Annotated in this window: 15 protein-coding genes; 1 reads left to right on the top strand and 14 read right to left on the bottom strand. The window is 34.0% G+C overall.

The features are described from left to right. Positions 1-159: 159 nt before the first annotated feature. The 13 genes from OEZ61_RS02225 to racE form a co-directional block, all read right to left on the bottom strand. Entirely contained in the window at positions 160-1,350 is a 1,191-nt protein-coding gene (locus OEZ61_RS02225; RefSeq protein WP_034532195.1) for an acetate kinase, read from the bottom strand. Positions 1,351-1,360: 10 nt separating this feature from the next. Continuing rightward, positions 1,361-2,395, bottom strand: a complete 1,035-nt coding sequence (locus OEZ61_RS02220) for a class I SAM-dependent methyltransferase (RefSeq protein WP_034534284.1) — start codon at positions 2,393-2,395, stop codon at positions 1,361-1,363. A 236-nt stretch (positions 2,396-2,631) separates the two neighbouring features. Further along, positions 2,632-3,054, bottom strand: coding sequence for a competence type IV pilus minor pilin ComGF (locus OEZ61_RS02215; protein WP_034534286.1), 423 nt, complete (start codon positions 3,052-3,054; stop codon positions 2,632-2,634). 137 nt (positions 3,055-3,191) lie between these two features. Beyond that, a complete protein-coding gene (locus OEZ61_RS02210) occupies positions 3,192-3,590 on the bottom strand; it encodes a hypothetical protein (RefSeq protein WP_263527694.1) in 399 nt (132 codons plus the stop codon). A 22-nt stretch (positions 3,591-3,612) separates the two neighbouring features. Continuing rightward, entirely contained in the window at positions 3,613-3,918 is a 306-nt protein-coding gene (gene comGC / locus OEZ61_RS02205; protein WP_034534289.1) for a competence type IV pilus major pilin ComGC, read from the bottom strand. 2 nt (positions 3,919-3,920) lie between these two features. After that, positions 3,921-4,892, bottom strand: a complete 972-nt coding sequence (locus OEZ61_RS02200) for a type II secretion system F family protein (protein WP_034534291.1) — start codon at positions 4,890-4,892, stop codon at positions 3,921-3,923. Next, on the bottom strand, positions 4,870-5,778 hold the full coding sequence (gene comGA, locus OEZ61_RS02195; protein ID WP_051592198.1) for a competence type IV pilus ATPase ComGA: 909 nt from the start codon (positions 5,776-5,778) through the stop codon (positions 4,870-4,872). The genes OEZ61_RS02200 and comGA overlap by 23 nt, the downstream gene beginning before the upstream one ends. A 92-nt stretch (positions 5,779-5,870) precedes the next feature. Next, a complete protein-coding gene (locus tag OEZ61_RS02190; RefSeq protein ID WP_034532182.1) occupies positions 5,871-6,605 on the bottom strand; it encodes a YebC/PmpR family DNA-binding transcriptional regulator in 735 nt (244 codons plus the stop codon). A gap of 95 nt (positions 6,606-6,700) precedes the next feature. Beyond that, the gene (ccpA, locus tag OEZ61_RS02185) at positions 6,701-7,702 is read right to left on the bottom strand and encodes a catabolite control protein A (protein WP_034534293.1); all 1,002 of its coding nucleotides are present in this window, start codon (positions 7,700-7,702) and stop codon (positions 6,701-6,703) included. A gap of 157 nt (positions 7,703-7,859) precedes the next feature. Continuing rightward, positions 7,860-8,282 (bottom strand): YtxH domain-containing protein, encoded by a 423-nt coding sequence (locus OEZ61_RS02180; protein ID WP_034532178.1) that lies wholly within the window; start codon positions 8,280-8,282, stop codon positions 7,860-7,862. A gap of 15 nt (positions 8,283-8,297) precedes the next feature. Continuing rightward, positions 8,298-8,675, bottom strand: coding sequence for a DUF948 domain-containing protein (locus tag OEZ61_RS02175; protein ID WP_051592199.1), 378 nt, complete (start codon positions 8,673-8,675; stop codon positions 8,298-8,300). A 69-nt stretch (positions 8,676-8,744) separates the two neighbouring features. After that, on the bottom strand, positions 8,745-9,335 hold the full coding sequence (locus OEZ61_RS02170; protein ID WP_080695530.1) for an XTP/dITP diphosphatase: 591 nt from the start codon (positions 9,333-9,335) through the stop codon (positions 8,745-8,747). Between the two features lie 2 nt (positions 9,336-9,337). Continuing rightward, positions 9,338-10,153 (bottom strand): glutamate racemase, encoded by an 816-nt coding sequence (gene racE / locus OEZ61_RS02165; RefSeq protein WP_080695531.1) that lies wholly within the window; start codon positions 10,151-10,153, stop codon positions 9,338-9,340. A 164-nt stretch (positions 10,154-10,317) separates the two neighbouring features. Between racE and OEZ61_RS02160 the strand changes: the two genes are divergently transcribed. After that, positions 10,318-10,809, top strand: a complete 492-nt coding sequence (locus OEZ61_RS02160; protein WP_051592200.1) for a YslB family protein — start codon at positions 10,318-10,320, stop codon at positions 10,807-10,809. A gap of 45 nt (positions 10,810-10,854) precedes the next feature. Here OEZ61_RS02160 and trxA read toward each other — a convergent pair whose 3' ends face one another. Beyond that, positions 10,855-11,166 carry a thioredoxin gene (gene trxA, locus OEZ61_RS02155; protein ID WP_034532172.1) on the bottom strand — a complete coding sequence of 104 codons (312 nt, stop codon included), beginning with the start codon at positions 11,164-11,166 and terminating at the stop codon, positions 10,855-10,857. Positions 11,167-11,221: the final 55 nt, after the last annotated feature.

Genomic DNA, 11,221 nt, shown 5'->3' with positions numbered 1-11,221 from the left:
TGATACCGTACTTATTAATAATTTTTGTAAATCCTAAACCATTATAATAATCTTTAATGGCAGCTAATTTTAATTCTTTAGAAAACATAAAAGAACCCCTTAGGTTAGATTTCTCCAACTCAAGGGGTTCAGTTCAGACCTTATTCGGTCTCTTTTTCATTATTTTTTAAGACGTTCGATATCTCTAACAATCATTAATTCTTCGTTTGTAGGAATTAATAATGTCTTGATCTTAGCATCGTCAGCACTGATATCTCTTTCAACGGCACGAATGTGGTTCTTTTCAGGATCAACCTTAACACCGAAGTAGCTTAACTTATCAGCAACTTCTTGTCTGATACCAATATCATTTTCACCAACACCGGCTGTAAATACGATACCATCAACACCGTTCATTTCAGCAACGTATTGACCAACGTATCTAACGATTCTGTTCATGTACATGTTACGAGCTAATTCGGCTTGGTGGTTTTCATCCTTAACTGCTTCTAGATCTCTCATATCTGCAGAAACTTCAGATACACCAGCTAAACCTGACTTCTTGTTTAGGATGCTAATCATTTCGTTAATATCTGAAATTCCTTCTTTTTGCATAATGTAAGCAAGTAGTGAAGGATCAACATCACCAGATCTAGTAGCCATCATGATACCAGTTAATGGAGTGAATCCCATTGAAGTATCTAATGACTTACCATGGTCTACGGCACAGATTGAAGCACCGGCACCTAAGTGCATGATAACTAGCTTTAAGTCTTCTAGTTTCTTGCCCATCATTGCTGCAGCACGGCCTGATACGTAACGGTAACTAGTACCATGTGCACCATATTTTCTAGCTTTGTGATCACGGTAGTACTTGTATGGTAAAGCATACATGTAGTTTTCTTCTGGCATTGAAGTATGGAATGAAGTATCGAATACAGCAACACTAATTACGTCTGGCAAAATCTTCTTGAATGCTTTAATTCCTAGAATGTTTGCTGGTTCGTGAAGTGGAGCTAGTTCTGATAGTTCTTCTAACTTACTTAAAACATCATCATCAATAACAACTGAGTCAGTGAAGTATTCACCACCGGCAACAACACGGTGACCAACACCCGTGATTTCGTTGTAATCAGCAATAATGTTTAGGCTTAGAAGTTTGTCTAATACAAGTTTGATGGCTTCTTCATGGTTTTGAATATCCATTGTCTTTTGGAATTTTTCGCCATCACCATATTTAATTTCAACATCTGATTTAGTTAAACCAATTCTATCGATTGCCCCGCTTGAAATTAATTTTTCTGAAGGCATTTCGAATAATTTAAATTTTAATGTGGAACTTCCTGCGTTAATTGCAATTGACTTTCCCATAATAGTTCTCCTAACTTTTTTTAGATAATAAATCCTTTTCTTCCCACTCAACTAGTTCTGCTAAGAATTTTTGGAAAGCAGATACTTCGTTAAATGATGGGAACTCACCAATCATAATTTTTTCAACTTGGTGGGCATCTTCACCATGCTTTTGTAGAATCAAAATAGCTTTTTGAGCATTTGCATTGTTAAAGATTTCTTTTGGTAGATTCAACAATGCTTGAAGATAAGCATTATCTTGAATCCATTTTAACAATGATTTTGATTCCGGCGTGTTAAAGATATTACTTGGTACTAAGAAAACCCCATAACCACCTGATTTGATATGGTTCATCCCTTGTTCGATTAACAAGTGGTGAGCATATGAATGACCATCTGTTGATCTTGTCTTATAGTTAGTGGTATTTTCATCAATCGGATAATACCCAATTGGTAAATCAGAAATTACTAGATCTGCATCATCTACCAAAATATTGGCAACTGAATCTTGGTAAATAAGTTCAGTATTTTTATCGTTTCTTTGCATTTGTGTACTTATGCTTGAAACAGCTAACATAGAATCATCATTATCGATTCCAATAGCATGCAAATCAATATCCTTAACTGCATCCTTCAATTGATTCATAACCGTAGTTAATAGGTTACCCATTCCAACGGATAAATCCAGAATCTGTAGATGCTTGGCATTCTTAACTAATCTAATAACTAAATAGCCCATGATAGAAGCTATTGTATCAGGTGTTATTTGGTGATTTGCTTGAATCGCATCCTCTTTGGTTGCTTTAATCATGCAAATTTGAATTGCCTTTCTTACAGTTTCTGCATCCATAGATTGATAATCTACATCTCGGTATAATCCTTCTAACTTAGAAACTGTGTCACTATCTGGTATACCATCTTCAACATGAACTTGTCCGTCATTGATAAGGTTATCTCCAGTCTCGATGAATGCATCAAGATATGATACCCCTAGCTTGTCCTTCAAGATTTCAGCTGAAGAATTGAAAACTTTAAACAGAGTTTCTGTATCTTTCTCAGTCAGCACACTCAACTCCCTTAAAAGTATTATCACTTAATAACAACTTTCATATTACCAGATTTTTACAAGAAAATTCAAGATAAACCATTAATAACTTGCATATAAATTATCGTTATTCATAACTTTTTATCAATTTATCTATCGTCTGCATTTCTGCATTATATTTTTCATATTTTATCAATAAGAAAATTGATAAAACTGATAGAACGACAATCGCAATCAATGTCGCTGATCCACATTTTTTACTCATAAGATATTGAACTCACATCCTCATAACTTTCACCGTTTGTAAATTCCACATTAATTGCTAAATGCTTCTTTACTTCTTTAAAATTAACACTTTCAACATTATCTAATATCGGATAAAATCCACCATTCATACCAGTTAAAATTATCATTCTGCCATTTTTAAACATTTCATACTCTTTGTCATACGTTTTGCTCCCAATATATAACAACTTTCCACCCACAATTTTATATAAAAAGTAGTGTTTCTTAGGTAATTCGATATTCTTTATAAACAGCTGAAAATCCACAGCATGAATATTTTTCGTGTTATATGATTTCTTCAATGGATTGATCATTGTAATCGAAAACGCAATTAAACCCAGTATTGTTAGTGCAATGATCGTTTCAATAATCGTAAAGCCCTTTTCTCTTTTCATAATCTATTCTCTTTTGTAGCAAAGTTCTTCTAGCTTTATCTAGATTGTCATACATATGTTGGTTTGATTCACAAAAGAAAATCATCCCCACCGAAATTAGAGTCAGCGCCGTAATCGAATCAATCATAATAAAGCCTTTATTCATAATATTCTTCATATACTTTATAAGTACCTCCACCAAGCTGTACTTTTAAAAGATAACAGGTATGTGTCGTCTTGGAATACCACTTATAGGTTTGGGGTGGAACATATCCGTCATTGTTAATAGTTATTAACAAATTATCCTCTGAACGCATACCATCAGGCATTTTCAGATTATTATAATGACCATCGTTAAAAAAGATAATGTCATGATTTTTCTGGTAAATATATGTTTTTAATCTGCTATATTCACTATTCGCAATTCCTTGTTTCCAATACACATTAAAATTTGCCCAAAAATCTTTTTCTAACTCCCTATCATTAATATGAACACCTTGATATAAAAATATACATAATGACATAAAAATCGAGCTAATGATTAATACAATCAGCATCTCAATTGTAGTGAATGCGGATTTATTCTTTTGCCACGGCCTTGTTGTCCACAATTTGAATGCCTTCTTCTTGAGCTTGATCAGCTTGTTTTTGGGTTAGGTAACCATTTTTAACAAGCTCATCCATACTTACGTCTCCTTTATTTTCATCTGATGAAAATGAATCAATTTGACCTTGAACTAAAGTTTGCATTGCATGGACGTGTACATCGGTTGCGTGTTTTCTTTGTCCTGAAACATTTGGTACGACAATTAAAATTAGTAGTGAAATAATAAATAATACGATTGTCATTTCAATTAGTGTGAAGCCTGCTTTTTTCTTGTTCATTTTTAAATTCCTTTCAATGATGAATAAATTGGCATAAGAACAACTAAATATGCCAACACAATACAAATTCCAATAAATAAAAATAATAGCGGTTGAATTAAATTAATTAGTTGATTAGAACGATGATTCATTTCCTCAAACTTAATCTGTGAAAAGGCATCTAGTTTGATTAATATTTCCGACACCTTTGAGCCATGATGGAAAAAGCCATTAAACTCAACTGGAATAAACGAATACATTTTAGTTAGCTGCCCGACATCTTCTCCATGATCAGCTAAACGGCGTGCCTTTTCTCCTAAAAGATACATAATAGTATTTGGCTTAAAATCCTTTAAAATGATTAGGATATTCTTTAAATCAATGCCATTTTGAATCAACATTTTTAGTTCAAGAGACAATATATATCCCATATATGCTTTGTATATTTTTCCGATAAAAGGAATTCTCGATATAACGTCTCTTTTTCTTAGTAATGGTAATCGTTTATACATCACCGAGACGATTAAAATCCCCATAAGCATACAGAGTAAAATTATATATAGCCAACCCAAATCATAATGTTGCATGGAATTAATCGAACTTAATTGTGGTAATACAAATGCATTGATAGCATAAACAATTCCAATCAAAATAATCACTAATACAATTGGATAAAACAGTAAGTCTTTTATCTTTGATTTGTTTTTTAACTTAACTTCAATAAAGTGGCTTAGTTCAGCTAAACATGAGGACAGATCACCATATTTTTCGCTAATCATGATTTGGTTATAGAAATCGTTATGAACCAAGCCAACAATACTGTCGCTGAAACTACTTCCTTCACTCAACTTATTAGCAATTTTTTTAATTGTTGATTGCCTACCACCTACTTGAGATAGAAACTGTAGTGATTCCTTAATTGTAAATCCAGCACTAAATAAATCACTTAAATTCTTAAACAGATAATACTGCTTATTCAGCGATAGTTTTTCCATTGCCAACTATCCTTTCTTTTAAACCTGCAAAATCATTTCTAATATCCATATTCACTGAAATATCTCTCTGATTTTTTACTGATAACGTTTGAAAGACAACTGAGTTTAAACAGTTAAATAAGTCGTCATAGTCACAACCCAATTGCCGTAACCTATTAATGACACCATCAATATCTCTGGCATGGATTGTAGTTAATACCAAATGACCAGATAATGCTGCACGAACTGCGGATTTAGCAGTACCAGCATCTCTAATTTCACCAATAATAAAGACGTCCGGACGACTTCTTAGTCCCACCTTAATCAATTCGTCATAACCCATGTCAGCTGATTCATTGACCTGCAACTGAAGAAAATTGGTATTAATAATTTCAACTGGATCTTCAATACTCATAATCAATTTATTTGAACTCATTGAATTAGCTAGATGATAAATTGATGTCGTCTTCCCTGAACCGGTCTTACCAGCGAAAATAATCATCCCATTTTGTTTGGATAATTCCTTTAGTCGATAGAATTGATCCTCATTGTCGTAATTGATAGTCTCATCATCCAACGAATAAATAATTCTAATTACCATTGATTCATGATTTTTATAATTTCCAACTGAGGAAAAACGTAAGAAAAATTTCTTTTGATTATTGATAAACTCAAATGAACCAATCTGTGGTCTTCTACGTTCACTGATTGACATCCCGCCAATATATTTACAGTAATTGATTAATTTATTCGCTTTTTCATAATTGATACAATCATGATTTTCAATGCTTAATCCTGTATGTTCCCTAACAATGTAATTTTCATTAATCGGCAGAAGATAAATGTCTTTGATTTTGTCTTCGATTGCTTGATTAATTAAATTATCGAAATAATTTGAAATACTCATAAAAAAACCTCCACTTTTTATATTCGAAAAAAGTAGAGGTTTCATTTATTTTTATACAAAAAAAGATACACCTATGTGCATCTTTTTTTTAATTATTCAGCTGCTTCAGGTAATTCAGCTGCTTCGTAAACGTCTTGGACGTCATCGTTTTCATCAAGTTCGTCAATTAGACCAGTATATTGTGAAACTTTGTCACTTGGTACAGCAGTCTTGTTTTGAGGGAACATTGTAACTTCAGCAGTATCTAAATCATATTTTTCTTGTAAAGCATCTCTAACAGCAGTTAGATCTGAAGGTGCAGTAAAGATTTCAAATTGGTCATCATCTGACTTCATGTCTTCTCCACCAGCATCTAAAACATCCATTAACATGCTGTCTTCATCAACGTCTAAGCCGTCACGTAGGATAACGATGTATCCCTTACGGTCAAACATGTATGAAACAGAACCATTTGATCCTAGTGAACCACCATGGTGACTGAATGCTGAACGTACGGCAGCAGCAGTACGGTTCTTGTTATCAGTTAAACAAGAAACCATGATAGCTGTACCAGCAGGTCCATATCCTTCGTAAGTAATTTCTTCGTAGTTTGCTCCACCTTGACCAGAAGCCTTATCGATAGCACGTTGAATGTTATCCTTAGGCATGTTGGCAGCATGAGCTTTATCAATCACAAGACGTAATTGTGGGTTACCATCTGGTTCTGGACCACCAGCTTTAGCAGCTTGGTATAAATCACGAGACAATTTTTGGAAAATCTTACCACGTTTTTTATCTTGGGCACCTTTACGTCCTTGAATGTTATGCCATTTTGAATGTCCTGACATAATCACAGCACTCCTCTCGAATTCTATTGTTTCATTAGTTTACAAACATATCAATTATATCAATCAGTATATAATTAATCAAGTTACTATATCAGCTATTTAGTTGAGTCGCGTTCAACTATTTCATAGCCTAAAACCACATAACGATTATCAATCTCTTCTTTGTTCATGATCTTGGTCAATAATCTCATTGCTACCGCACCAATATCATACAAAGGTTGAGTGATTGAAGACAATTGTGGTCTCATCATCTTTGCCAATTTTGTGTTATTACTTGTGAATAATTCAAAATCTTGTGGCACTGAAACACCTCTATCGGTCATTCCATTTAAGATTCCGGCAGCCAATTCATCATTAGTTGCTACAGCTGCAGTAATCTTATCATTGATGATTCGTTCAGCCAAATCATAACCATCTTCATATGTTCCCTTTGTTTCGAAAACCAGCTTTTCATCAAACTTGATTCCGTTGTTTTCCAAAGCAGATACATATCCTTTTAATCGGTATTCCTTATTGACATCTTGTTTCATTGAACCAGATGCAAACGCAATTCTAGAATTACCGTTTTTGATTAAACGTTCTGTTTCATTCTTAACTGCATCTGCATAATCGATGTTTACACTAGGTACAGAGTTATTAATATCAACTGAACCTGCAAGCACGATTGGGCAGTCAGAACGCTTAAAATCAGCTCTTAAATCATCATTAATTTCATTACCCATGAAGATAATTCCATCAACTTGTTTACTTAACAATGTATTTAGTACTGATGCTTCCTTATCGGGATTATCATCCGAATTGGCTAGGATAATATTGTACTTGTACATGGTAGCAATATCATCAATTCCACGAGCTAGTGAAGAAAAGTATCCATCGGTTACATCGGGAATGATTACCCCAACCGTTGTTGTCTTCTTACTTGCTAGTCCCCTTGCCACAGCATTAGGGCGATAGTCCAGATCATCTATGACCTTCAACACTTTTTCTTTGGTTGCTTGTCGTACGTTACTGTTACCATTCAAAACTCTGGAAACAGTAGCCATGGAAACACCAGATTCTCTAGCAACATCGTAAATAGTTACATTTTGCTTTTCCATTCTCTCAAACTCCTCTTTAAGTCCGCCTGGTTTGTTTTCATAGCGCTTTCAATATGTTTACAAATATATCAGATAAACGATGATTTAACAAGACTACCACCTATTGAAAAAAACAAAAGAGGCCTAACAAAGTCAGGTCTCTTTTACAATTTAAAAATTATTTACTTAAATTGTCTTCTTGTTTTAAAGCATCTGGGTCGATGACAATATCTTGGCTATCATCAGCGTTTTTTCTAACTTGATTTCTCAAATTATCAGCTGCTTTATGGAATTGGGTACTACCTTCATCGTAGTAGTATTGTGCTTTGTTAACTACATTGTCGTTAACCTTACCAGCAGCGTCTTTAATCTTTGACTTTGCATCTGAGGTCTTGTATTGTAGTTGTTCTTTTACGTCATCAACAGAATCTAAAGCGTAAAAAGCATAATCTAATGCACGATCCTTTAGGTCGTTAGCAGTCTTTACAGTACTGTTAACGAATTCCTTTGTCTTTTCATCATCCATCTTACGGTATGCTAAGTATGCAGCAGCAGCTGCACCGGTAGTTAATCCTAATAAAAATAGTCCTGTCTTTTTCATAAAAAACACTCCCTTTTATTTTTTAAACATTCTAAAGCCAGCACCTGCGGCTTTTTCCATAAATGATTTCTTGTTTCTGTTTTGGAACTTTTTGGCTAAGTTTTGAGTTGCGTTATTTAAATCGCTAACGCTTTGTCCAACATCTGCAGCAGCTTGATAAACTGGATCCAAGGTGTTGATTTTTTCATTAACATCCTTAACTAATGAATTTGAGCTAGCTAAAATATCTTCGGCTTGCTTTGATATTACAGTAATATCTTGAGAAATAGAATTAATATTCTTATTTACCTCGTCAACAGTCTTAGATAACTTGATTAGTAGAACCGCAGCACAAATTGCAATAATGAAAAATGCAACTGCAGCAATCAAACCAGCTAATCCTCCAATTGTCATGCAACCCCTCCTCATACGTTTATATGATTATAATAGCATTTACTATTTAATCTTACAATTAGTTAAACCTTAAGCCTTCCACCATTCGTCAAACTTACTATATAGTTGTTTAATTGCATTTCCACGATGGCTTATCTCATTTTTTTCATGATCAGACATTTCTGCCATGGTCTTCTTCTTACTTGGTACATAAAATAATGGGTCGTATCCAAAACCATTATCACCTCTTGGGGCTTTTAGAATGGTTCCTTCTATGGTTCCATAAACAACGAATTTTTCACCATGTTGATTCAATAATACTAAGCAAGTCACAAATTTAGCATCACGTTTGTCACTATCACCTAATTTTGCTAATAGCTTTTTATTGTTCGCGTCGTCATCATGGTCTCCAGCATATCTAGCTGAATGGATTCCAGGTTCATTATTTAATGCAGGCACTTCCAAACCAGAATCATCAGCTAAAACTGCTAAGTTAGTTCGCTCGAAAATGGCTTGTGCTTTAATGGTGGCATTTTCTTCAAATGACTCACCATTTTCAATAATTTTACCTAATTCTGGAAAATCTGCAAGTGTTTTAAAGTCGATATTTTTATCGGCAAACATTTCGCGAAATTCGCGGGCCTTATTTTGATTGTTAGTCGCAATTACAATTGTGTCCATAATCATAGCTCCTCTAATTCTTTAATTGGTAGGTGTTTTGCGTGTACTTCATAGTTAAGCCACTCGTTTGCAACCTGATTGAAGTTATCTGCATCACCAGTGGTGTAGAAGGAATAAGTAGTATCTCCCTCTTCATCATTTTCGATGTGATGTTGTTGTAAAATCGTCTTAATTTGCTTAACAGTCTCGTATCCAGGATCAATTAGTTTAACTGAATCGCCAACTGATTTTTGAATCATTTCACGCATTATTGGAAAATGCGTACAACCAAGAATTAGAGTGTCAACGTTATCCGTATTGATAGTTGATAAATCGTAATCGACCACTTCTTGTTTTTGGGCGTCTTTGTATTCTTGGTTTTCAACCATTGAGACAAACCTAGGGCATCCCTGGCTAAATACTTCGATATTATTATTAATCTTTTTAATTTCTTTTTCGTAAGCACCACTCTTAACAGTTCCATTAGTGGCAATTAATCCAACACGATTGGTCTTTGTATTATTGACCGCAGCAATGCTTCCTGGATTAACAACACCAATTACGGGAATAAGAAGATGCTTTCTTAAATAATCTAATGCGTGTGAAGTTGCAGTATTACATGCAATTACCAGCATTTTAATATCTTCTTTTTCAATTAAGAAGTTTGCTATTTGTAATGAATATTGTTGAATTTCTTCTTTAGATTTTTCACCGTATGGTAAACGGGCTTCATCGCCCAAATATGCAATATTTTCGTTTTGTAATTCCCTCATTGCTAGCTTAGCAACTGTTAAGCCACCAACTCCAGAATCCATAAAACCAATCGCTTTTTTGCTCAAAATAGTAACCCTCTTTTCAGTTCCATTACTTTTATATTACCATTTTTAGCCATATCTGACATTTATTAAGGATAAACATTTACTTTAATTTTACTTGGGATATACAAATTATGATAAATTTATAATATAATGTATTTGTATATAAGGAATTGAGGTTAACAAGTATGGATAATAATAATCTTTACAATAAAATAATTGATAATGATTCTACTCGTCCTCTATGGGGACAAGAATTATTAAGAGACGTATTATTAAACGATTTATTGGGAAATGATACCCACAGCATCCTGTATTGGGCTGGTAAAAAGATTGCCAGAAAGTTCCCACTAAAAGATGCTTTGGATACTGTCCTATTTTTCAAACAATCAGGTTTAGGTGACTTATCTGTTTCTTCTGAAAATAAGCATGAAATCAAATGGACATTGAGTGGAGATATCGTTGCTAAAAGAATCGAAGCCAATCCAGATGCCGACTTCATGTTCGAATCCGGTTTCTTAGCTCAAATTGCTCAACAACAATTCGGGGTAATTTCTGAAGCCGAAATGAATCCTAAAGAAGAAAAAAATGGAACCGTCCTTATTAGAGTACATATGGATCCAAAGCATCCTGCTCCAGTAATTGAAGATTCCGTTAAAGAATTTGATTTAAAACAATAAAAAAAGAACGCTTAGCAATATGCTAAACGTTCTTTTTTTATTATCTTATAGGTATTGGTTTAAGATCTTAGCTAGTTGTTCTTTGCTGTGGTAACCCACGATGCTATCTACAACTTCGCCATCCTTCTTTACTAATAAAGTAGGAATACTCATAATACCAAATTTTTGTGGTGTTTCTGGGTTTTGGTCAACATCCATCTTGTTGAATGTTACCTTGTCACCCATTTCTTCAGATAATTGGTCTACAACTGGTGATTGCATACGGCAAGGACCACACCAAGTTGCCCAAAAATCAGTCAAAGTAACACCTTCGGCAGTATCTTTTTCAAATGTCTTATCTGTTGTTTCTGAAACCATATTAATAGCCTCCTTATTTTTCTTACTGAAAGTAAGTTTAGACTGTTTAGTAATT

The organism is Apilactobacillus sp. EABW-1NA, assembly GCF_030398685.1.
Taxonomy (GTDB): Bacteria; Bacillota; Bacilli; order Lactobacillales; family Lactobacillaceae; genus Apilactobacillus; species Apilactobacillus waqarii.
This window is presented reverse-complemented; position numbering and strand designations above follow the sequence as displayed.

Excerpts from the sequence above, each read along its gene's own strand:
- OEZ61_RS02225 (WP_034532195.1), bottom strand. The coding sequence starts at position 1,350 with ATGGGAAAGTCAATTGCAATTAACGCAGGAAGTTCCACATTAAAATTT.
- OEZ61_RS02215 (WP_034534286.1), bottom strand. The coding sequence starts at position 3,054 with ATGAAAAGAGAAAAGGGCTTTACGATTATTGAAACGATCATTGCACTA.
- OEZ61_RS02210 (WP_263527694.1), bottom strand. The coding sequence starts at position 3,590 with ATGCTGATTGTATTAATCATTAGCTCGATTTTTATGTCATTATGTATA.
- comGC (WP_034534289.1), bottom strand. The coding sequence starts at position 3,918 with ATGAACAAGAAAAAAGCAGGCTTCACACTAATTGAAATGACAATCGTA.
- OEZ61_RS02200 (WP_034534291.1), bottom strand. The coding sequence starts at position 4,892 with ATGGAAAAACTATCGCTGAATAAGCAGTATTATCTGTTTAAGAATTTA.
- comGA (WP_051592198.1), bottom strand. The coding sequence starts at position 5,778 with ATGAGTATTTCAAATTATTTCGATAATTTAATTAATCAAGCAATCGAA.
- OEZ61_RS02190 (WP_034532182.1), bottom strand. The coding sequence starts at position 6,605 with ATGTCAGGACATTCAAAATGGCATAACATTCAAGGACGTAAAGGTGCC.
- ccpA (WP_034534293.1), bottom strand. The coding sequence starts at position 7,702 with ATGGAAAAGCAAAATGTAACTATTTACGATGTTGCTAGAGAATCTGGT.
- OEZ61_RS02180 (WP_034532178.1), bottom strand. The coding sequence starts at position 8,282 with ATGAAAAAGACAGGACTATTTTTATTAGGATTAACTACCGGTGCAGCT.
- OEZ61_RS02175 (WP_051592199.1), bottom strand. The coding sequence starts at position 8,675 with ATGACAATTGGAGGATTAGCTGGTTTGATTGCTGCAGTTGCATTTTTC.
- OEZ61_RS02170 (WP_080695530.1), bottom strand. The coding sequence starts at position 9,335 with ATGGACACAATTGTAATTGCGACTAACAATCAAAATAAGGCCCGCGAA.
- OEZ61_RS02160 (WP_051592200.1), top strand. The coding sequence starts at position 10,318 with ATGGATAATAATAATCTTTACAATAAAATAATTGATAATGATTCTACT.
- trxA (WP_034532172.1), bottom strand. The coding sequence starts at position 11,166 with ATGGTTTCAGAAACAACAGATAAGACATTTGAAAAAGATACTGCCGAA.